This is a genomic window from Acidobacteriota bacterium, from assembly GCA_016712445.1.
GTDB lineage: Bacteria > Pseudomonadota > Alphaproteobacteria > Caulobacterales > Hyphomonadaceae > Hyphomonas.
This window is the reverse complement of the sequence record JADJRB010000010.1, coordinates 134484-153988: the sequence shown is the minus strand read 5'-3', so window position 1 is coordinate 153988 and position 19505 is coordinate 134484. Positions and strand designations below refer to the sequence as shown.

At 62.5% G+C, this 19505-nt stretch carries 23 protein-coding genes and 1 pseudogene; 9 read left to right on the top strand and 15 right to left on the bottom strand.

Annotated features, from left to right (window positions below):
- Window positions 1–258: 258 nt before the first annotated feature.
- From IPK75_19880 to IPK75_19845, 8 genes and pseudogenes are all read right to left on the bottom strand, one after another.
- Entirely contained in the window at window positions 259–594 is a 336-nt protein-coding gene (locus IPK75_19880; GenBank protein MBK8200601.1) for a TrbC/VIRB2 family protein, read from the bottom strand.
- A gap of 12 nt (window positions 595–606) precedes the next feature.
- Window positions 607–1587: a P-type conjugative transfer ATPase TrbB gene (gene trbB / locus IPK75_19875; protein MBK8200600.1), complete on the bottom strand. Its 981-nt coding sequence runs from the start codon at window positions 1585–1587 to the stop codon at window positions 607–609.
- Between the two features lie 178 nt (window positions 1588–1765).
- Entirely contained in the window at window positions 1766–1993 is a 228-nt protein-coding gene (locus IPK75_19870; protein MBK8200599.1) for a hypothetical protein, read from the bottom strand.
- A 62-nt stretch (window positions 1994–2055) separates the two neighbouring features.
- Window positions 2056–2202 carry a hypothetical protein gene (locus tag IPK75_19865; protein MBK8200598.1) on the bottom strand — a complete coding sequence of 49 codons (147 nt, stop codon included), beginning with the start codon at window positions 2200–2202 and terminating at the stop codon, window positions 2056–2058.
- Window positions 2203–2206: 4 nt separating this feature from the next.
- Window positions 2207–4359: pseudogene (traG, locus tag IPK75_19860) on the bottom strand (IncP-type conjugal transfer protein TraG).
- 107 nt (window positions 4360–4466) lie between these two features.
- Entirely contained in the window at window positions 4467–5735 is a 1269-nt protein-coding gene (locus IPK75_19855) for a DUF3363 domain-containing protein (GenBank protein MBK8200597.1), read from the bottom strand.
- Between the two features lie 426 nt (window positions 5736–6161).
- Window positions 6162–6698 (bottom strand): S26 family signal peptidase, encoded by a 537-nt coding sequence (locus IPK75_19850; GenBank protein ID MBK8200596.1) that lies wholly within the window; start codon window positions 6696–6698, stop codon window positions 6162–6164.
- Entirely contained in the window at window positions 6688–6942 is a 255-nt protein-coding gene (locus tag IPK75_19845; GenBank protein MBK8200595.1) for a helix-turn-helix domain-containing protein, read from the bottom strand. Before IPK75_19845 ends, IPK75_19850 begins: the two co-directional genes overlap by 11 nt.
- 340 nt (window positions 6943–7282) lie before the next feature.
- Between IPK75_19845 and IPK75_19840 the strand changes: the two genes are divergently transcribed.
- From IPK75_19840 to IPK75_19825, 4 genes are all read left to right on the top strand, one after another.
- Window positions 7283–7555 (top strand): hypothetical protein, encoded by a 273-nt coding sequence (locus IPK75_19840; GenBank protein ID MBK8200594.1) that lies wholly within the window; start codon window positions 7283–7285, stop codon window positions 7553–7555.
- Between the two features lie 59 nt (window positions 7556–7614).
- Window positions 7615–8286, top strand: a complete 672-nt coding sequence (locus IPK75_19835) for a hypothetical protein (protein ID MBK8200593.1) — start codon at window positions 7615–7617, stop codon at window positions 8284–8286.
- A gap of 132 nt (window positions 8287–8418) precedes the next feature.
- Window positions 8419–9087 (top strand): ABC transporter ATP-binding protein, encoded by a 669-nt coding sequence (locus tag IPK75_19830; protein MBK8200592.1) that lies wholly within the window; start codon window positions 8419–8421, stop codon window positions 9085–9087.
- A gap of 75 nt (window positions 9088–9162) precedes the next feature.
- Window positions 9163–9411: a hypothetical protein gene (locus tag IPK75_19825; GenBank protein MBK8200591.1), complete on the top strand. Its 249-nt coding sequence runs from the start codon at window positions 9163–9165 to the stop codon at window positions 9409–9411.
- Window positions 9412–9476: 65 nt separating this feature from the next.
- Here IPK75_19825 and IPK75_19820 read toward each other — a convergent pair whose 3' ends face one another.
- Both IPK75_19820 and IPK75_19815 read right to left on the bottom strand, forming a co-directional pair.
- A complete protein-coding gene (locus tag IPK75_19820; GenBank protein ID MBK8200590.1) occupies window positions 9477–9803 on the bottom strand; it encodes a helix-turn-helix transcriptional regulator in 327 nt (108 codons plus the stop codon).
- Between the two features lie 123 nt (window positions 9804–9926).
- Entirely contained in the window at window positions 9927–10196 is a 270-nt protein-coding gene (locus tag IPK75_19815; GenBank protein MBK8200589.1) for a helix-turn-helix transcriptional regulator, read from the bottom strand.
- 422 nt (window positions 10197–10618) lie between these two features.
- Here IPK75_19815 and IPK75_19810 point away from each other — a divergent pair, with 422 nt between their 5' ends.
- From IPK75_19810 to IPK75_19795, 4 genes are all read left to right on the top strand, one after another.
- Window positions 10619–10885 carry a hypothetical protein gene (locus tag IPK75_19810; protein ID MBK8200588.1) on the top strand — a complete coding sequence of 89 codons (267 nt, stop codon included), beginning with the start codon at window positions 10619–10621 and terminating at the stop codon, window positions 10883–10885.
- Window positions 10854–11024, top strand: a complete 171-nt coding sequence (locus tag IPK75_19805) for a sigma-70 region 4 domain-containing protein (GenBank protein ID MBK8200587.1) — start codon at window positions 10854–10856, stop codon at window positions 11022–11024. Before IPK75_19810 ends, IPK75_19805 begins: the two co-directional genes overlap by 32 nt.
- 818 nt (window positions 11025–11842) lie before the next feature.
- Window positions 11843–13084: a hypothetical protein gene (locus tag IPK75_19800; protein MBK8200586.1), complete on the top strand. Its 1242-nt coding sequence runs from the start codon at window positions 11843–11845 to the stop codon at window positions 13082–13084.
- Between the two features lie 549 nt (window positions 13085–13633).
- Complete coding sequence (locus IPK75_19795) at window positions 13634–14074, top strand: hypothetical protein (GenBank protein MBK8200585.1); 441 nt, start codon at window positions 13634–13636, stop codon at window positions 14072–14074.
- A gap of 605 nt (window positions 14075–14679) precedes the next feature.
- Here IPK75_19795 and IPK75_19790 read toward each other — a convergent pair.
- Together IPK75_19790 and IPK75_19785 are read right to left on the bottom strand one after the other, a co-directional pair.
- A complete protein-coding gene (locus IPK75_19790; protein ID MBK8200584.1) occupies window positions 14680–15477 on the bottom strand; it encodes a hypothetical protein in 798 nt (265 codons plus the stop codon).
- A 43-nt stretch (window positions 15478–15520) separates the two neighbouring features.
- Window positions 15521–15946 carry an ATP-binding protein gene (locus tag IPK75_19785; GenBank protein MBK8200583.1) on the bottom strand — a complete coding sequence of 142 codons (426 nt, stop codon included), beginning with the start codon at window positions 15944–15946 and terminating at the stop codon, window positions 15521–15523.
- A gap of 1013 nt (window positions 15947–16959) precedes the next feature.
- On the opposite strand from IPK75_19785, the gene IPK75_19780 reads away from it, so the two are divergent.
- Entirely contained in the window at window positions 16960–17106 is a 147-nt protein-coding gene (locus tag IPK75_19780; protein ID MBK8200582.1) for a hypothetical protein, read from the top strand.
- A 457-nt stretch (window positions 17107–17563) separates the two neighbouring features.
- Here IPK75_19780 and IPK75_19775 read toward each other — a convergent pair whose 3' ends face one another.
- From IPK75_19775 to IPK75_19765, 3 genes are all read right to left on the bottom strand, one after another.
- Entirely contained in the window at window positions 17564–18184 is a 621-nt protein-coding gene (locus IPK75_19775; protein ID MBK8200581.1) for a caspase family protein, read from the bottom strand.
- Window positions 18177–18638: a caspase family protein gene (locus IPK75_19770; GenBank protein ID MBK8200580.1), complete on the bottom strand. Its 462-nt coding sequence runs from the start codon at window positions 18636–18638 to the stop codon at window positions 18177–18179. The genes IPK75_19775 and IPK75_19770 overlap by 8 nt, the downstream gene beginning before the upstream one ends.
- A gap of 430 nt (window positions 18639–19068) precedes the next feature.
- Window positions 19069–19467, bottom strand: coding sequence for a toll/interleukin-1 receptor domain-containing protein (locus IPK75_19765; protein MBK8200579.1), 399 nt, complete (start codon window positions 19465–19467; stop codon window positions 19069–19071).
- Window positions 19468–19505 lie beyond the last annotated feature (38 nt).

Here is a 19505-nt window from a genome sequence, read left to right as displayed (position 1 = left end):
GGCAAGGTTCAGCATGACAGGAATTCCCGGTGCCGGGACGCCCTGAGCGCGACCGTCATGAATTCCGGATCGATCCGGGCCAGGAACACCGCCGCAGAATGCAGGAGCGCCCAGGTGACGAGGCCGGGGACCCAGAGGCGCAGTCCGAGCGCCAGGGCAGCTGCCAGGGTCCCGATCGCAATCGCGCTGCGCGCGGCGCGCCGGCGATCAGGGATCGGTTCGGCAAGCGCGCGGTGCAGCGGATCTCATAGCCGTCGGTCATGGCAGGGAGCGCGCCGCCGCCGAAGGCAAAAACGTCAGGAAGAAGGACGTGGCGGCAAACGCGATCGAAAGTCCGAAGACAATCTGGATCAGCTTGCGGAAACCGCCGGATGTCTCGCCGAAGGCCAGCGTCAGGCCCGTCAGTGTAATGATGATCACGGCAACGATACGCGCGACCGGCCCTTCGATCGATTGCAGGATCTGGTCGAGCGGGCCTTCCCAGGGCATGCCGGACCCGGCGGCGTGGGCGCCCGGCGCCATCGCGGCGGCGAGCGCCAGTGTGACCGCGCACCGGACGCTGTGATTGAGGGCAAGGACGGTTCGGTAGAGCATGTCAGGTCCCCTTCAGTGAATGAGCGCAAGGCCAGGCGCTGCCAGCGGTTCCGTGCGGTAGCCGGCCTCGTCGAACCCGGTCACACGCAGCGCCTCTTCGACGCGGCGCTGGCCGCCGGCCCGAGACAGGAAGACGACGATGTCGATCGCTTCGCCGATCAGGCCGGTCGGCAGGCTTGGGGTGACTTCGGCGACCAGCTGTTCGAGCCGCGAGAAGACGCCGCCGGCGGAATTTGCATGCAGCGTCGCAAGCCCGCCCGGATGGCCGGTGTTCCAGGCCTTGAGGAGATCGAGCGCTTCGCCGCCGCGGACTTCGCCGACAATGATCCGGTCCGGGCGCAGACGAAGTGTCGAGCGCACGAGATCGCGCAGCGAGACGCTGCCGGGCTGGGCGCGCAGCTGGGTGACGTCCGGCGCCCTGCAGGCAAGCTCGCGGGTGTCCTCGAGGATGACGATCCGGTCAGCGGCGAGGCAAGGCTCCGCGAGGAGCGCGTTGGCAAAGGTCGTCTTGCCGGACGAGGTTCCCCCGGCGATGAGGATGTTCGCGCGCGCCACCAGCGCCTTGCGCAGCGCCAGCGAGACGGCCGGGGCAAGCGCGCCGGCCTCGACATAGTCGTCGAGACTGAAGGGCGCCGGCGCCGGTTTGCGGATTGCAAAGCAGGGCGCTTCGGACACCGGCGGCAGGATGCCCTCGAAACGTTCGCCGCTGCCTGGCAGTTCAGCTGACACGATGGGACGCTCGCGGTCGCAGGGCGCGCCGGCCGACGAGGCTACCAGCCGGATGATGCGCTCGCGTTCGGCGGCGCCGAGACGGCCGGGCGCCTGCGCCAGGCCTGAACCGGCGCGCTCGATCCAGACGCTGCCGTCCGGGTTGGCAATCACTTCCTGGGTGTCGGCTTCTTCGAGCGCGTCGCGTACCGGGCCTTCGAAGGCGGTGCGCAGCATCGACTGCTGGCGCGAACTTGTTTCGGGCGACCGTGAAGGGGGCAGCATTGCCGGATGAACTCCTTGCTGGGGCTGAGTATCCGGCGCGCCGGCGGGCGCGGATAGCCGGAACACCGGGCTTCAGGCAGGTGATCAATGGTGGGCCGGGAACTTCCGGGAGGGCGCGCCGGTTGCCAGACCGCGAGGCCGCCTTCGCCGGGGTGACGGCGCCGGGGCCTGCGAAGCGCTAGTCGGGCAGCTGGTCGAGGAAAGAGCCGAGGTCGAGCACGAGTTCGGCGGCGAGCAGTTCGACGCGCCGCCGGAGCGGGCCGGCGGCATCGATCAGCTGCTCGGGCTTCAGCCTGAACCTGACCGTGACTTCACTGAGGCTGATATGATGAACCAGAGAAACCGTCGCGTCCCGGTCTTCAAGATCAACGAGCACCCTGTCTACCTGCCAGAGTTTTCTGCGCATGTTTGCCCTCCCGCGGCTTCCACCGGAGGTAAACGCGAGTCCTGATAAGAAGTTGAGGGCCTTCAACCCCAGATGTGGGGATTGGACCGGTCCGCGACACGCTTCATCAGCGCTTCGAGCTCGGCGCCGGCGCGCGCATCATCGGCGTCCGAGCGGAACGGATGGGGTCCGGGCCGCTGCTGCAGCCAGGCGTAGATGAACTCCACCATCAGATCAGCCTGGAACGCGGCGCCGGCATCGAGACGCGCAAGCTTGTCTTCCAGGCGCTTGATGTGCTGGGTAAGGACAGCTTCGGGCCGCTCCAGCGGCGGCAGGAACAGGAGTGTCAGGGCTTCGTCGACAATATCGCCGCGGGCGACACCCTGCTCGGCGCTGACCCGGTCGAGCTTCTTTGTATTGGTCTCGGAAATCGTCACACTCAGGCGGGGTTTTCTCGGCATGTTCATGGATCCAGGTCGAGGTCATACTGCATGTAGTAGCGTTCAATCTGGCGCCGAATGCCGGGCTGTCTGGCGCCGTCGCCCGGGCCGGCGTCCCGGGGTCATCCGCGCCTGCGGGCGGTGCGGGCTCGGGCGCCTTGCCCTGTTCCGGCGCGAGGCTGCGGGCAAGGCCGCCGGCATCGGGAAACGGGCCTGCCGGCGCTGCGCGCGCGCTGGCAGGTGCGAGCTCGTCCGGCGGCGGCAACTGAAGCGCGCCGACGCGGGCGGCGAGCGCCTTGTCGCGGAAGTACCTCAGCTTCTGCGCGCGAATGGGCGGCGTGCTGGCGAGCATGATCAGCGCCTTGTCGGCGGCCAGTTGCATGACCTCGCCCGGTGTCAGGAGCGGGCGCTGGGTTTCCTGCTGGGAGACCATCACATTGCTCAGCCAGGGCGCCAGCCTGTGGCCGGCATAGTTGCGCTGGTGGCGCTGTTCGGTCTTCGAGCCCAGCATGTCGGAGATGCGCCGGGCCGTGCGCTCGTCATTGGTCGCGAAGGCGATCTTCACGTGGCAGTTGTCGAGAATGGAATTCTTTTCGCCATAAGCTTTCTCGACCTGGTTGAGGGACTGGGCAATCAGGAATGCGCGCACGCCGTAGCCGGCCATGAACGCAAGCGAGGTCTCGAAACAATCCAGGCGCCCGAGCGCGGGGAATTCGTCGAGCATGACAAGCGTCGGGCGCGCCAGCGCCTCGCCGCCCGGCAGGTCTTCGCAGAGCCGGCGCGCCGCCTGGTTCAGGATCAGCCGGATCAGAGGTTTGGTGCGGGAAAGGTCAGAGGGCGGAACAATCAGGTAGAGCGAGACTGGCGGCCCGCCGGGCAGGAGGTCCTGCATGCGCCAGTCCGACGCTGAGGTTGCGCGCTGGATCACCGGGTCGCGGTAGAGGCCGAGAAAGCTGACCGCTGTCGAGATGACCGAGGATTTCTCGTTTTCCGACTTGTTCAGGAGTTCGCGCGCAACTTCGGCGACGACAGGATGGGTCAGAGGTGCATCATCCGTGCCGAGATGATTGGCGCCCATCATCCGATGCAGCGTCTCGTCGACATGACAGGACGGGTCCGACAGGAGCAGCGCGACGCCTGACAGCGTCTTGTCATGCCCGCTGTAGAGGACGTGGAGAATGGCGCCGACGAGCAGGGAGTGGGCGGTCTTGTCCCAGTGGCTGCGCCGCTCGAGCGCGCCTTCCGGATCAATCAGGATGTCGGCGATACCTGGACGTCGCGCACTTCGTGCGCGCCGAGGCGGACTTCCAGGAGGGGATTGAACTTCGCGCTTGCAAGGCTCGTCGGATCAAACCGGATGCAGCGCGAAAACCCTGAGCGCCAGAGAGACGTGAGGCGCCAGTTTTCGCCCTTGATGTCATGAATGAGCGCGCTGCTCGTCCAGGACAGGAGCGTCGGGACCACGAGGCCGACCCCCTTGCCGGACCGGGTCGGTGCAAAGGCGATGACATGGTCGGCGCCGGCATGGCGAAGATAACGCGCGCCGAGCCGCCCGAGCATCAGCCCGTCCGGCGCAAACAGCCCGGCGCGGCGAATATCGGCGGGCTTCGCCCAGCGGGCCGAGCCATAGGTCGATGATGCCTTGTCCTGCCGGGCCCGGTAGATGGACGCGGCGATCGCCATGACAATCCCGGCAAGCCCGCCCAGCGACGAGATCACACCGGCGCGCGCGAATATCCCGGGCGCATAGGCATCATAGGCATACCACCACTGGAAGAGCCGCCAGGGCGGATAGACCGGGTACTGACCGAAATGAAAGGCGGCCGGGCCGAGCCGCGGCTGGAAGCCGAGAGCGCTGGCCGCCCATTGGGTCGCCGCCCAGCTCGACAGAAGGATCAGTGCGAAGGTCAGCAGGAACTGGCCGAAGAGGAATTTGGTCGGGGTCAAGGTGTCCGGCTCCCAATCAGGAACGCCAGCCTAGCGGCCGCGCCTGCGCCGCCTAGCTGGAGCGCGGCGATGTTTCGGGAAGGAGAGGGAAAGGCGGCGGCTGCGTCTCAGGTCACTGAGCGGCCCAGCACCCGGCCGAACGTGACGCGGCCGCGTACGATGCTGGCCTCCTGGCCGGCGACCGGGGCGCTGTCTTGCGGCCAGGCGGCGAGCGCAAAGCGCGTCCGGCTTTCAACAATCGCAAGGCGGCCCTGGGCCGTATCGACATGACCGGCAAACTTGCCCTGGAACGCGCCGTGGCCGGTGCCCGCGTCATACGTCTTTCCGAGCCGGGCCGCCTGGCTGGCCGCGACGGCTTCCAGTTCCATGGACGTCAACACTGCGCGCTGCGCCGGATAGAGGCCCTGCGCCCTGAGCCAGAGCTGGCGGGCAAGGCGCGCCGCGCGGACGTCGGCGCCGAACCCGGCCGCGCCGTCCAGCGCCGCCTCGTCCAGCGTATCGAGCCAGGTATAGGCGGCGCGCCGCACCTGCTGGCCGATCTCGATCCAGGCGTCGATCCGCACGCCGGCGCCCTGCGAAGGGGCGCCGGCCGCGCCCGCTTCCCGGCTGAGGGGCGCAGGGACAGCGGTGAGCGTGACAACGCTTCCCGGCGCGGGCAGGCCCCGCGCCGTGCGCGCGGTCACCGGAGCGCTCCATGCGCGCCCGTCCAGCCCCTCGATCACGATGAAATGCCGGCCGGTGGCGGTGCGTTCGGCGATGAAGCCGGCGAGCCGGCCTGTTACACCGGCGCCGGGCGGTAGCGTATGCAGGTGGCCGGCGCCGACGCGCTCGCCCAGAAGCCTTGCCATGTCGCGCTCTGCCTCGGCGCGCTGGCCCATGGCCTTCAGCGCATCTGCCCAGCCCGGCTGCAGGCGCCAGAGCGGCCCGCCGGCATGTTCGGCAAGCCCGCGCCCGCGCAGATGGCAAAGGCGGCCCACCCGCGCTGACCAGGGCGCGCCTGAAGACCGGCCGGCGGGCCCCGAGAGGTCTATCTCGCCGGACGGCGCGGCGCGTTCGAGGTCGGCGTCGAGACCGGTGAAGCGATCCTCGGACACGGCGCGCGCGAGGTCTTCGGCGCGTTCGAGGCCGCGCCGGTATCCCAGCTCGGCCGTCAGCGTCTCTTCGATCCGGTGTCTCAGGCCATGGGTGAGATAGCGCCGGGCAATGATCAGTTCGTCCGTCTGCGGATCGCCTCCCCGGACAGCGATATGGACATGCGGATGGGCGGTGTTGAAGTGACTGGCCGCAACCCAGTCGACCTCGCAGCGCAGGTCGCGTTCGACCTGCCTCATCAGGGTCCGGGTAAAGCGGGTGAGGTCCCATGTCGCCGGCGTCATCCGGTGAGACCATCCAGCGGAACTGGCGCACGTCGCCGGCCGCGCGCGCATTGAAAGCCTTTGTATCGGCGTCGTCTTCGCCGCGGTCGAAGATGCGGCCGGGACCGCCATGTTCCGTCGTGCCGTCGCGCGCGATGTAGGCGATATGCGCGGCAAAGGCCTTGGTGCCGGAGGGGCCGGCGACGGCGATGGAGGTCTTCAGGAATAGGCGCCGGCGGCCCGGGTGGGCATGGTGGCGCGCCATGGCGGCCGCGCCCTTGCCGCGGCCCTTGTGGCGGACTGTTCCCCAGGCGAGCTTCGGCCGGTCGAGTGTGCGCACCTTGCCCCAGCGGGCGGATTTGGCGAGGGCTTTGAGCTGCGAGGGCGGACGGGCGCGGCGGTCCGTGCCGGGGCGGCCGAGGCGGGGTTCGAAATCGTGCGTGTCGCTCATTCGGTGCCGTCCTGCCGGCCGGATGTGGCGGGCGCCGCCGGGAGCCAGACTGGGACAAGCACGCCGAGGACACGCCGGCGCGCCTGCACGCCGAAATAGCGCCCGTCCAGTGAGGAAGGATGATCGGCCAGCAGCAGGACATCCGCGCGGCCTAGCTGGCGGCACCCGGACCAGGCCGGCAGCGCGCGCCCGGCACTGTCGGCTTCAAGGGCGCGCGCCGCCTCGATACCGTTGACCCGCACGGTGGTTTCGTGTCGGCAGGCTTCGTCGCCCCCGAGCGCCGCGACCCGTTTAACAAGGGGCCAGCGCCGCGCTGTATAACGCCGGGCCTCGAGGAAGCCGGCTTCCGGCGGTGACGGCTGATAGGCGACCGGTGCGCCGCGCGTCAGCTCAGCGCCGCGCACAAGGACATAGAGGCCCTCCGGCATGCTCCCGGTCCGGTTCCAGACAAGAAGCGGCACCGAGGGCGCGGCCGACAGTGCAAGGGCCGCAAGACCGGCCGCCGCAAGGACGAGCGCCCGGTCAGCCCTCATCGCGCACACATGAGGCGATGTACCGGCGCCGGCGCTGGTAGGTGAGGATGTCTTCGCCCCGGTACCAGACTTTGCCGCCGATCTTGTGAAAGCAGGGACCTTTGCCCTGGCAGCGCATGTTGGCGAGCGTCTTGGGTGTGAGGCCGAGAGCGGACGCGGTCTCAGGCGTCGTGAGCCAGGACTGCGGCTCCGGCGGGACGGGATCCGGCCGGAGCAGCGGAGGAGGGGTGTTGGGTATCTGCATGGCAGGGCTCCTGATGGAGGCGCTGCCTTGCGGGCAAGGCAGGCGGGAGGGCTCCCTGACCGAAGTCCGCTGCGGCCTGAGGACCGCGCAGGAGCGGCGACAATCAAAAGTTTAATTCATAAAATTCGAAGGTTGACAAGTGTTTGAGGCGGGGATCTGGAAATTGTTGACCGATTGTGCGCCGCTGGGGCGCGCCGATCGCTTGCGCGGGCGCCCAGGCAAGCTTGTCTGGGAATGGTCCGGATGGATGCCGGATACTCACAGGAACGCGGCCCGCAGCGTCTTGCGCGCCGCGCGCCTCCGAAACAGAAACAGGCCGCGTCTGGCGAGGAGGCAGTCATTGGGGCGATACAAGTCCGTTCTGAGGGCGCAGGCCGATGCGCGGGCGTTTCCTTACCATGTCGATATCCCGGTGCCGCCGTTGGGACTGGGCGGGCGGATGGACATCATCGAGCGCTGGCTCCGGCAGTCGCTCGGATCGGACTGGCGCCATCACGGCGCAGCCAGCGGGCGTGCGCACGTGGCGCGCTTCATGTTCCGTACACCGACAGATGCGGCGGCGTTTGAGAATGCCATGAAGCAATCGGAGCGCTCCTCGCCCGAGCATCATTGAAAACAATTAAAAGTAGATATACGATACGCCTCTAACGAGATTGTTGGCAGGCAGCTTGCATGAAGGAGTTTCGTGGGATCGAGGCGCCGGGGCGCCTGCGCCTGCATGAAGTGGGCGAAATTTTCCGTTGCTCGGCGGGCGCCGCAGCGCGCGTCATGCTCGGCGCGGCGCTTGCCTGCGCGCTGGCGGGCTCAGGCCTTGCGGCCGCCGCGCCGGTCGCCCTGAAATTCCTGCTGGACAGCCTGGACGGACCGCCGGCGGCCTTGCCTGCGTCTGGCTCTGCGGGCGCGCCGCTGGTCTGGGCCGGCTTGTATGCAGGGGCGCTGCTTGCCGGGCGTCTCGCCAGCGAGGCGCGCAGTCTCCTGTTCGGCGCGGCCGAACAATCCATCATCCGGCGTCTGAGCGGCCGCGCGTTTGCCCATGCCCTCGCGCTGCCAATGAAGCAGCATCTTGCGCGCTCGACCGGCGAAATGATCCAGACGCTGGAAAACGGCCTGCAGGGCTTTCGCCTGGTCCTGCAGCACGCGCTCTTCACGCTGCTGCCGGGCCTCGCCGAGATTGTGCTGATCTGCCTGCTGGTACTGCATTTCCTGGACGCGGCCTTTCTCGCTGTGTTCGCGCTGTGCGCTGCGGGCTACGCGCTCGTCTTCGCGGACGGCGCGCGCCGCATCCTGCGGGCGAGCCGCGACGTGTCCTCGGCGCGCATCCAGGCCAGTGCAAGGCTTTGCTGACGGCCTGGTGAATATCGAAACGGTAAAGCCTTCGGCGGCGAGACGAGACTGACGGACCGCTATGACGAGGCGCTCGAAGGCACGCAGGCAAGGTGGCGGCGTTTCTACCGGGCAAGGCTTGCAAATGGCGTGATGGCGGCGCTCGTGTTCACCTCCGGGCTCGGCGCATCGCTCTTCATTGCCGCCGGCCGCGTGCAGGCGGGCGAGATGACGCCCGGTGACCTGGTCCTCATGAACGCCTGGCTTCTGCAAGTGGTCCGCCCGCTCGAGCTGCTCGGCTACGGCATGCGCGATATCGGGCAGGGCGCAGCCTTTGTCGAAAGGCTCCAGTCCTTGTTGCGCGAGCCTGTGGAACCCGGTTCTGGAATTCTGCATGCGGCGCCCGGCAAGGAGGCGGCGCCCATGTCGGTTGAAATCGAGAAGGTAAGCTTTGCCTATCCAGGCGGGGGCTGGGCGCTTGAGGATATCTCGTTCCGGATTGAGCCGGGCCAGCAGGTCGCGCTGGTCGGCCCGTCCGGGTGCGGAAAGTCGACGCTCTTGCGATTATTGATGCGGCTCTATGAACCGGACGCGGGCCGTATAAATATCGATGGACGTCCGCTGGCGGACTTTCCGGTCAAGCACCTGCGCGGTCAGGTCGCGTTCATCCCGCAGGTGGCGGGTCTCTTCAACGAGACGGTTGCCTTCAACGTGGCGTTTCCCGCGCCGGCGTTGGACCCTGGTCGTCTCAAGGACGCTTTGGCCCCCTTTGCCTGGAACGCCTCCTTGAGCGGAGCGATGACAACGCCGCGCTCGCCGTAGGCGAAAGCGGCGCGCAGCTCTCGGGCGGCGAGAGGCAGCGGATTGCGATTGCGCGGGCGTTATTGAAGGCCCGGATTGATCCTCGCCGATGAGCCGACCTCTGCGCTTGATCCGGTTTTCGAGAAAGTTGTGTTCGCGCGGCTGCGCAAGGCGGCTATTGGCGCAACACTGGTTGTGGCGACGCACCGGCTAGACGCCGCGAAAGACGCCGATCTGATCCTCGTGATGTCGGAGGGCCGGATTATTGAGCGCGGTTCGCATGGGGATCTGGTCGAGGCGGGCGGCGCTTATGCGCGGATGTTGCGCACTCATCGAACGCAGTGACCAGGAGTCACGAAGTTTCCAAAACGACGATGCTTCGAGAGTGCATTCAAAGTTCGCGCGTGAGATTATTTTCCTACGAAAGCGGAAACGATCTTACTCAGCTTCGACAGCTCTTGCTCATTCAATTTCGACAACGACTCGTAAATGCTGATCAGAAGTCGCCCGCGCTCACCTTTTGGTTCTGGTCGTTCCGTAAAGAGCGACGATGCAGACACGTCCAGTGCAAGCGCAATTCGTTCTGCAGTTTCAAACAAAGGTGCGGCGGTCCCGCGTTCGATCTTCCCGATCGTTTCTCGCGAAACTCCGACTGCTTCGGCTAATTCTTCCAACGTCCAGCCTATTGCACGGCGATGCTGTCGAACGCTTAGACCAAATCTCTTCTGAAGCTGCATGCAAGCTGACCCTCGCAAACAAGTTGCGATGTTCGCGGATGCTTTTCGAGAAATGAGAACTTGTTGTTCTCTAAAAAGAGATCCTCTAGTTCTCATTTTAGGAATCTTAGTTGTCTATAGTTTTCAATTTTTTGAGAATGCAGTGAGCAGGCGGCGTGCAGCGGCCAATTGCCTGTCGTTCAGATTAGCAAGAATAGCGTGGATTTCTCGAAGTGAGTTTCCACGCTCGCCCGACGGAAATGACTGAGCTCCAAAAAGCGAAGAAGGTGGCGTGTCGAGGGCCGCAGCTATCTTCTCAACTGTATCAAAAAGTGGCGCCGACACGCCGCGTTCAATCTTTCCAATAGTTTCCCGTGACACGCCAACTTCTGAGGCTAATCGTTCAGTGTCCATCGCTTCGCGCGCCGGTATTGGCGAACATTTGCACCGAGAATGCGTTGAAGTTGCATGATCTGGCTCCCGTGCCAGATGAGGCTTTCATGCTTGCATTTCGAGAAATGAGAACTTTACATTCTCCCAAATGAGAAGTACAAGTTCTCTATTAGGTTGAAGAGATGTTCTCGATCACATTTTTGGACAATTCACCGAAGTTGCTATTGGAGCGCTTTGAAATCTCAAGCTCCTGCACCTGAAGGAAATTGACGACCAGCACGGCGAGATTCAGTATGCAATCGGGCGAGATAAAAGATCAGCAAACGGAGCAAGTAATTGTAGCTCCTCTCGTCATGGAGGGATCAAGGAATAGTAAGCTGTGCTCGCTTTCGAGTACATTTTCCGTCCGGTATAAGCAGCTTGTTCGCTTCTGCAGAATGAGAGTGCGCAACACCGCTGACGCCGAAGATATTGTGCAGGGTGCGTTCCTTGCGGCGCGGCGGGCCTATCCGGACAAGGGAGTTGATGAGCTCGCGCCCTTGCTGATGACGCTGGTGCGCAACCGGATGCTGGATTTCCTGAAGTCGGCCGAGCACAAGCGCCAGCTCTCTTCAGTCGAGATCGGCGAGGTGTCAGACCAGCTTATGCGGACGCTCGCCCACGCCCGAGCAGCAGACCATGGACCGCCAGCGCCTCGCCCTTGCAGATGACCTCATCGCTGCCATGCCGGAGCGCCGGCGCACGGCGCTGCTCCTTCACCGTGTCGAGGGGCTCACCCATACGCAGATTGCCCTTCGTCTGTGTCAGCCGGCAGACCGTGATTATGGATATTGCAGAAGCAGTCGCTGAACTGGCCGAGGGGCTTGCGCGCGCAGAACATCGGAACAGTTTGCCGGGTGCTTGAAGGGCAGGGGCTGTGGGCGCCGGCATCTGCCTGCCCAGCGCAGTGCCCAAGCAGGAAGGGCCTGATCCAGGAACAACGAGCCAGGAGCTAGGCGAAATGCGGCCGCAGCCCGCTGCGATTGCATCCCGCGTCAACGTCAGCCATTCCGAGCAGCGAGGCTGTTCCAAGCCGGTCCGCGCATGGCTGTACTCAATGCCCAATCCCGCAGGACCGGTCGAACACTCCCAGCCTTTTACCAACTGCCGGGAGGACCCCGGGTGTGGCGCTTTTCAGGAATGCAGAATTGGGCGCGTTCAATGCGAAGCCGGGGGGGGGCATGAGAAATGGTGCCTATGGCCTCGCGACCGGGCTATCGTGTTTTACCGTTACCCCCGGTCTCGTTGAGCGTCCCCGGCTGGGCCCGGGTCTGCCTTGACTTCGCTATCTTAATGCATGACACCTTCAACTGGGGGTGGCCAAACGCGCTATTGCAGACTGCTTCATGATCGGGGTCGTATCGAGGTGTTCGATGCCTGCAGCGCCGCTGCGCGAAGTCGACCGAGTTGCGAGTCCCACGGCTGGATGGCTGGAGCCTCCGGCCCAAGAGCTACAAATCCAAGCGCCTTCCTCGGCGTCGATGCCACCCAGCGCGGCTTACAACCTCTTGTCCCAAGCGCCGGGTAGCGATGGGCTCCCGAGCGATTCCCCCGCTGCAGCCCCCGAGAGTATCGGGATCGAGACGCGGAACAGCATCATCGCGGACCTGGTTTCAAGGCCAGGAGGGGTGGACGGGCTTCCGGCCGACGTGCTTGAGGGCCTTCCGCCCTCCCTTGATGGCTTGTTTGCCCCGAAGGGCGCCGTCTCAACGCCTATAGACCCCTCCGTTTTCGACGAACTGTCGACCGAAGAAGTCGACGCAATCCAAAAGCTGCTTGAAAAGTGGAAGATCCCGCCGCTGGTCGATCCGGTCCCGCTCACGACCAAGGATGATTGGAACAAACGAACCCAGGACCCAATCGAAGTTGCGATCGAGATCGCGCGGCTCCGGCCAACTGAGTTCGCTCGCGCTATCGATTCCTGTCGCTTCAGTGCCGACCGGACCAAATGCCAGCGCGAGACGAGCGAGCGCTTCACCTTGCGCGACAAGTTCGTCATGGGCCTCCAGGCAGCTGACCGTAGCGGCATTTGCAGTGCCGGCGCCAAGAAGATGCTTGAATACGTCGTCAACAATTGCACCGGCGAGCACTGTGCGCCTGGCGAGCATCCAGACCTGTCAACCACCATCGGTCCTGACTTTGACAGATCATGCCTCAGTCCTGTGCTTGCCGAAACCTTGGCGCCCGCAGTGCGAGACAGGGCGCTGGAGGGGCAGGTCGCTGTAACCGCGCTATTGGTTGTCCGCGGCGCCGGCTTGTCTTATCCCTTCTGTACGGCGGTGATTACCGGCCCTGATACGATCGCGACAGCGCGGCATTGCTTCAAGTCTGGGGACCTGCGCGAAGCGCTGGTCAACGGTCGCATCGAAGCCCGTCCGCTATTGACGCCCGATTCTGAGGGTTGGGTCGTGATGCCGCCGACGGACACAGTGCTCGACACATTGTTCCGGACTTCCGACATTCACGAGGATAGCCTCCAGCTGAAGATCCACGCGAACCTCCAGGGCTTGCCAGTGGTCAAGTTTGAGGTGGCCAAGCCGAATTCCCTGGCCTTCGTTGCAAGCTATTTCGGTTTCCATGAGCCGCCGACCGTGCCGGCCGCGCCGCCTTATCCGATCAAGGCGGGTATTCGAGAATCCAAGCCTGGCTTGTGTCGTATCTACGAGAGCGACGACCAGTGCGTGCGCCTGTTTTGCCAGACCATTGGTGGCTTTTCCGGCGCGCCGATCTTTAGCCGGGCGCCCCGATCGGCGACCGATCCCGTGATTGTCTACGGCCTTGTGAGCGGCGGCGAGGGCTATGACGGAAAGTGCGGTTCCGACAGCGGCATTCTCCTGACTGCGGGCCCAACCCGCGTGCGGACGGACTAAGAAGGAAAGCCTGAAATGAAACCACTACTTGCTCTGGCTGCCAGCTTCGTTGTGGCGTCGTCCACGGCGCTTGCCCAGGCCGCTGGCCCGGTTGAGCGAATAGGTCCAGCGCGTGTGATGGTCGGCAAGGATTGCTCGCCAGCGACACCTGGCGAGCTTACTGCCCGGTCGCAGGAGTCGGCCGTCTTGGATGCCCTAGGTGGACCGTTCGCCGGTCTTGTCGGTAGCTTCGTGGGTGCTGGATTCACGGCCCTTGGCGGTGCGATCGAAGAAGCGTCGAGCGCATGCCTTCGGCGGGCAAGGCGTGGGGGCTTTTCAACTTTTACTCCGTAACGCAAAAGAAAGAGGGACCGGTAGCGAGCTTTGCGCCCAACATGGCTGACGGCGGCAGCGTCCGCTGTGTGCGAATCAAGATCAATTCGGCCAAGGACAGCAATCTTGACGGACTCGAGGTCGTCAGCCTCCTTGCCATTCGCAGCGATGGGTTCGAAGTGCTCCCGGTCTACGTCAGGTATGCTGCAGCGGTAAGTTTCTGCTCCCAACCGCGCCTTGCCCGCAGAGCTCCATCTTCAATTCTTCACGCCTGGCTTGGTCGCCGCCGGCGGCACGCCAAGCGAGACGCTGGGAACGGCTTTTGCTGTTGCTCGGATTCCACTTCCAAGACTGAAGCCAGGTGATCCCGAGCTCAGGGCTTCGGACCTTGTCGGCTATCGTAGCGGCGTGTTGCCGCTAAGGCCTGCAGCAAGTGAACTCAAAGCCTATTTCGACACCCGGACAGTTGCGGCTGCGGCCGCCAAGGCGAAAGCGGAAGAAGCAGAAAGGCCGAGAATTGCGCTTGTTCGTGCAGAGGAAGACGCGCGGGCAAAACAGCCCAAGCCCGACGCCGCAGTTCGGGTCCTTGCTGCCAAACGCCAACTTGAGGATGGCGAAAGAGAGCGGGCGGTCGCGATCGCCACTTTGCAAGACGATCCCACAGGACCGTTTTGTTAGAAGGGGCCAGTACGAACGTCCAGCCCGCGTTGTCCTCGTAAAAGACGCAAACCGGTTCGGTAACGCGATAGGAGCCGCGTTGAAGGCAAGCGCTCCAGAGTTCTCGGCAGGCGTCAAGACCGCGCTTACGCCTGTGCCGGAATGGACAGCATCGGACACGGCTTATGTAGAAGCGATGGTTGCGGTAGACGGTAAGAGCGCCGAACTTAACATGGCGAGGAGCACAGCCGATGCAGCAAGGATTGCAACACCTGAAGGCGAGCTCCGGGTCTTGCAGGCGCGCTAACGCAGCAGCAGTAGGAGCCAAGAAATCCATACCTTTCCCAGGAGCTGCATACGGCGAGTAGGCCGCTTGCTCGCCATGAGTCGTAGCCTGGGGGCAGGGCGCCGCAAGCGTGCAGGTGGCCGTGGATGCGGCCAGCATCTGTATCCAGTCAGTGAACGCTGCCCGAGCCAAGAGAAATAAGGTGGCTACGATTGAGAACTTCGACGACAAGCCCAGCACTCGACAGGGAAGCGGGAGGCAGCGTCTGGGTGATGACATAGTCCCGGGTAAGCGCCGGTGGAGGCGGCCTGCCGCATCTCAATGGTTGGGGCGTGTCGCCTCACTCCGTGTCGTCGACGGTTTCGCCTCGGACTTGGTCTATCCTGTCGAGCGCGAATGTCCGAGCGATAGGATCCCTGAACCGGTACCTGAGATCGGTTCGCTTCACCAATAGATTGGCGTCATCTTCCAACCGACCGAGGTACAGGTCGATGTCAACCATCGACATCCGGTGGCCCTGCTTGAGGAGTTCCTGGCTGATTTCCTTGTCCGTGAGCGGACGTCCCCTTGGAGCGTTCGCGATGATTGAAACGAGCAATGCCGCTTCGGGCGTGTTCAGTTCTTCAAAGCGGACCTTCTTATCAATATCGTTGACATAGACGCTTCGAACTTCATCGACCGCATACCTGAAAGCCTCCATGCCAAGTTTTACCGGTCCGGCTGCGTCGACGTCCCGATTCAGGAGTTCCCTGGTGAGGGCCTGGTAACCCAGGTTCTGGGCCACCCAAGGGAAACCTGCCGAGAGGCGCTTCGCCTTTTGGATGAATGAGTTTGTGAAGGAGAGCATTCCATTGGATTTTTCCTCAGCGTCGCGGAAAATCTTTTCGATCTCCTTTTCCTCCAATGTCTCTAATTCGATCAGTCCACCAATGAGTTTCCGCCCTGAAGAAGCGTGGTCAGAAATCAGGTTGTCGATAGTGTCACCGATGCCGACAATAACGATTTTCGCAGTATCTATACGCTTTACCAGCTGGCCAAAACCCGTGCGATCCCGAATTTGGTCCGCCTCATCAATGAATAGGACGAGATCGACACGTGGATTGTTGTTTCTCAGTAGCTGGCAAAGTTCGTCGAGCATCGCAAAGACGAACTCGCCGGGATCTTCGATGGACGCGAGTTTCTTAGGACCGACCCCCGTACTTGCTCGCGAATTCCTTCTCAATGTCCCAAAGCTCGAACTCGCTGAAATACTTGGCATGGAACGAGTATTCACTTCTCGTATCGCTCAGCATGTTTGCAACAACATGGCGTAGCGTCTTCGGCGCATGGCCTGCTGTTGGGAACACGCACGAAAATTTCCGGTCCGCACCGGTGTGCTGTAATTTATTCCGAGAAAATACGGTGTTACGATCTTCAAGTATTGAAGCCAACTGCCAAGCAAATGACGATTTTCCTATGCCGCGCTCTCCGAAAATAGCGAGCGCGGATTCTTCGTCTCCTAGCTTGTTGAGTGCCTTCCTGAGTTGCTTGGAGCGACCAACGAAATGGGCGGCGTCTACCGACCGCAGGATCTTTGGAAAGAAAAGCTCTTCCGACCTCAGTTTCATCCACTTATCCCAAGTAGGACTTGATCTCTTCCGGCAGCTTGGGTTCCCGGCCACGATACCCGCGTAGGTGGAGCCACTCGGCATAGGTTAATAGCATCGTCCGAGGGTATCTTCCTAGGGTGTATGGTGTCTTCCTGAACATTTCCGAGTATCGGTCAGTGGTTTGCTCGCGTTCGAACGCTTTCGTGGTGCTGCTCCACTCCTTGAGGAACTGCATCGCCAGGGGGCGGGTCAGGGCGAGGTACCACTGTCGCTGCTCAGCCTCACTAAATCCGTACTTGTCGCTCTGGAGTAAATGAACCGAAGCCGGATTGGGATGGCCGTTAGATACGTCCAAGCGGAGTGACAGCCTCATCGCCGCCGCATAGCGACCCCGGCGTTCTTCTGGCACAGTCCTAAACGCAGGCAGCACGCGTGCCTCAAAAAAATTCATTTCCTGGAGTTTCCCGACCGCTTCGCTTATCTGATCGGTACCTGAATATACCTGCCCGATACCTGCTTGCAGGGTTGTTACAGATTCTACCCCAGATCAAGCTCAGATTACAAAATTTTGGTCAGAATAATTTCAATCGTGGAAGCAAATATGTCGATTGACGGAGCCAGTAGGGTTATAAATCCACTAAGAACAAGACCATGATCGTCGTTCGGATGACAGGGTTGCGCCAGTCCTCAAGCTCGTAAAATGTGCTGTACAGGTCGAAGGAAAAGTCAGGACCAACCTTTTGCAGTACCCCGGCATACACGTCCTTGTTGTTGAAGTGTTGCCTGCTGAGGGTTGACGTGTCGCAGAATCATGTCGATTTTTTCGGATACGAGTTTGCTGTCCCTTACGGGGTGTGATCGGATCTGGTCCCAGGTGAAGTTTCTCTTGGAGGGAGTGTCCAGTTCAGCCTGCTCCTTGGTAAATCGCTCGCGTGCCGATGGCGACGGATGCTTGATGGGCAAAAGAGCTGGAACAGGAACGAGCCTATGCCGACCATGACCAAGCCATAGTACACCAAGATCATACGAACTTGGCTGTCGAAGATCGGAAAAATCCATGTATGGGCCGAGTCTCCGGGGCTGCGGATCAGGATATCGAGAAAATTCTGAACGTGCGCATTGAAGACGATAAAATAGCCAATCAGCGGCACTATCGCCGTCGCCCTGACGAGGGGTGAAGAGCCTATGGTATTGAGCACCGACCATGGAAGGGACATCATGACTCCACCTCACGAACTGGATTCAGCGGCCTGATCGGGTGGGTCAAGCAACTACTTGATGGTGAGAGCAGTGTGCCCGTCCAAGAGATTCTCGGCAATAGACGCGCTACCGGGAGTAGGGGATGCCCCTTGACCCGCAGGCACCTGAGGCCGTTTTCTCATTGAACGGAAAATCGTCGGGTTCCAGGTTTTAGGTGAACCTTGGGCACATATGAAAAGCGCTATCCGTGTCGTCGCATCGGAGCGGACGTGCTTAAACAGGTCACTGCACGGTGCGCAGGCTAAGCGATAGATAGCTCGTAGAATGCGAGCGCACTGCGAAATTCGCCGCGAAGCGGAGTGCGAATCGCCGGCGGAGTGGCAGGGAAACAGATCCTCGGGTTGACCTGCTCCCAGGCCGGCCGCCAGACTTCGCCTATTCTCCGTCAGGCGCACGCGGCGGCAGGGGAGGACAGCTGACAACACAGAGGCGGCTTGGATCCATGTAAAGCGAGATAGGGCCTTCCGGACCTTGGCGTTCGTTCGATTGAGTGCGCACATCTTCGGAAACTGCTGCCATCATTTCCGTCAAGGTCTGGAGCGGACGCGCAATCCGGCGCTTCAGCGCCGCTGCAAAGAGGCTGTTGCGGCCGGTGCCGTCCAGCGCGGTTTGCGTGCCTGTTGTAGAATATATAACGATCTGTGACCCCCAAAAGACACCCGGCAGACCTAGGTGGCCGCGTTTCCCCATAAACTTGAAAGCCCGAGTTGTCGGGTCGATGAACGGGTTATCGCGACAATTGTCGACGATCAGTAGTACAAAGCCGGGACCTTCATTTGTAGGCGTGCGCAGAGAGAACAAGGTGGATATCGCCGAGAGATCCACAAACTCGTCATGTATGCGCGTCGCGCGTTCAGAGTCTGGAAAACCATTCAACTTGAGCCAGGGATCAAGTGCTGCGCTAAATTTTTCGACGGACTGCTTTTGGTCAGAGTTCCAGGGTTCATGGGACTGAAAAATAGTCTCCAAAGCTACTTTTGTTTCATCGTCAGTCATCGTCGGCCATGGACGGAGGTGATGGCTGTCGCCGAGGCATCCTGGCGCGCGCTGGAACCAGAAAGTCTGCGCCGTCATTCTGGACCCCCGTGTCCTGCGAAGTAGAACAGACGACCGCGTCGGGCCCGGCCGTAGTATTCGCGCGCTGGGCAAAGGATGCCACGACCTCCTCCAGTTCGCTCCTGGAGACGTCTGTAACCACGAGTGTGTCGAAGCCGGCGCGCGCAAGCGCCGCGCCGACATCGGTCACGTCATTCACCGGATTGCGCAGGTCGGGCGCAAATCCTTCGGAAATTGCCTGTTGCCTGGCTTCAGGCGATGTGTCGATCACGCCGTCGCCGTTATAGTCGCTGATGCCGACCAGAAGGGCCATCCGCGCAGGCTCTGCGCTTGCGGCGCCTGATGCAGCGAGTGCCAGCACCGCCATGGCGAACTTCTTCAGCCCCTCCAACATAGGACGGTCTCCTGCCGGTGATCCGGTCACAGATGTTGTCCTGCGAAGATCGCAAGTCAATCGACCTTGACCGGGCCTGACCTCAACGATGTCGACCGGCGCGGTCGAGTACCGCGGCCAATTTGCGGGTCCCGGCTAACGGCGTGCTTTGCGCCCGCCGAGGAAAGCAGGGGCCAGGCTCCCGATCGATGCCCACAGGATTACAACGAACGTCGCCGCTTCGTGCACCCGCCCAAGGGTAGCGCCAGGAAGCCAAACTGGCTGTTCATCACCAGGACGAACAGCCCCACTGCAAGCTTGCCATCAGGCCGGTGACGCCCCGCGCGATCGCGCCGAGGATCGGTCTTCTCGCCGCCCAGTCGCTCCCCGACCGCTTGATCTTTCGGCCAGGCAGGCCGCGAGCAGGCCCTCAAGGTCTGCCTCGAAGCGCTCATGGCTCAGGCGAAGCATTCAGAAGCAGAAGCGGCGCGAGCTGCGGCGGAATTTCCGTTTCGCGTGGCATCGAGGCGCCATTGACGAGGACCGGAATTGTCTTGCCGGCGCCGGCGAGCGCCGATTGTACTTCCAGCGCAACGACATCATCCGGATCCAGTATGCGCGGCGTTCCGGCATTGTCCTGCAAAGCGGCCCACCGGGTCCCGATCAACACGAAACTGACCGAGCTCGCATTCAGTGCTTTCTTGATGGCAGCCAGGAAGTTGTCGCCCGCTGCTATTTCCTCGACATCAACGAACACTTTCGAAATGCCGCGGGTCTGGCGCAATCGATCTGCAAGTCGGCCTGCGACATCCTTCGTATCGTCGCGCCGGTAGCTTATGAAAACGTTCAAGGACGTGCTCCGAAACCGAGCCGGTCGTAGAAGCCCGC

Bases quoted from the DNA above. Each gene is read 5' to 3' on its own strand.
- IPK75_19830 (MBK8200592.1), top strand. From the start codon at position 8,419: ATGGCGGCGCTCGTGTTCACCTCCGGGCTCGGCGCATCGCTCTTCATT.
- IPK75_19870 (MBK8200599.1), bottom strand. From the start codon at position 1,993: ATGCGCAGAAAACTCTGGCAGGTAGACAGGGTGCTCGTTGATCTTGAA.
- IPK75_19815 (MBK8200589.1), bottom strand. From the start codon at position 10,196: ATGGACACTGAACGATTAGCCTCAGAAGTTGGCGTGTCACGGGAAACT.
- IPK75_19850 (MBK8200596.1), bottom strand. From the start codon at position 6,698: ATGAGGGCTGACCGGGCGCTCGTCCTTGCGGCGGCCGGTCTTGCGGCC.
- IPK75_19805 (MBK8200587.1), top strand. From the start codon at position 10,854: ATGGACCGCCAGCGCCTCGCCCTTGCAGATGACCTCATCGCTGCCATG.
- IPK75_19835 (MBK8200593.1), top strand. From the start codon at position 7,615: ATGAAGGAGTTTCGTGGGATCGAGGCGCCGGGGCGCCTGCGCCTGCAT.
- IPK75_19845 (MBK8200595.1), bottom strand. From the start codon at position 6,942: ATGCAGATACCCAACACCCCTCCTCCGCTGCTCCGGCCGGATCCCGTC.
- IPK75_19855 (MBK8200597.1), bottom strand. From the start codon at position 5,735: ATGACGCCGGCGACATGGGACCTCACCCGCTTTACCCGGACCCTGATG.
- IPK75_19865 (MBK8200598.1), bottom strand. From the start codon at position 2,202: ATGGTGGAGTTCATCTACGCCTGGCTGCAGCAGCGGCCCGGACCCCAT.
- trbB (MBK8200600.1), bottom strand. From the start codon at position 1,587: ATGCTGCCCCCTTCACGGTCGCCCGAAACAAGTTCGCGCCAGCAGTCG.
- IPK75_19820 (MBK8200590.1), bottom strand. From the start codon at position 9,803: ATGCAGCTTCAGAAGAGATTTGGTCTAAGCGTTCGACAGCATCGCCGT.
- IPK75_19880 (MBK8200601.1), bottom strand. From the start codon at position 594: ATGCTCTACCGAACCGTCCTTGCCCTCAATCACAGCGTCCGGTGCGCG.
- IPK75_19790 (MBK8200584.1), bottom strand. From the start codon at position 15,477: ATGCTCGACGAACTTTGCCAGCTACTGAGAAACAACAATCCACGTGTC.
- IPK75_19770 (MBK8200580.1), bottom strand. From the start codon at position 18,638: ATGTTGGAGGGGCTGAAGAAGTTCGCCATGGCGGTGCTGGCACTCGCT.
- IPK75_19785 (MBK8200583.1), bottom strand. From the start codon at position 15,946: ATGAAACTGAGGTCGGAAGAGCTTTTCTTTCCAAAGATCCTGCGGTCG.
- IPK75_19775 (MBK8200581.1), bottom strand. From the start codon at position 18,184: ATGACTGACGATGAAACAAAAGTAGCTTTGGAGACTATTTTTCAGTCC.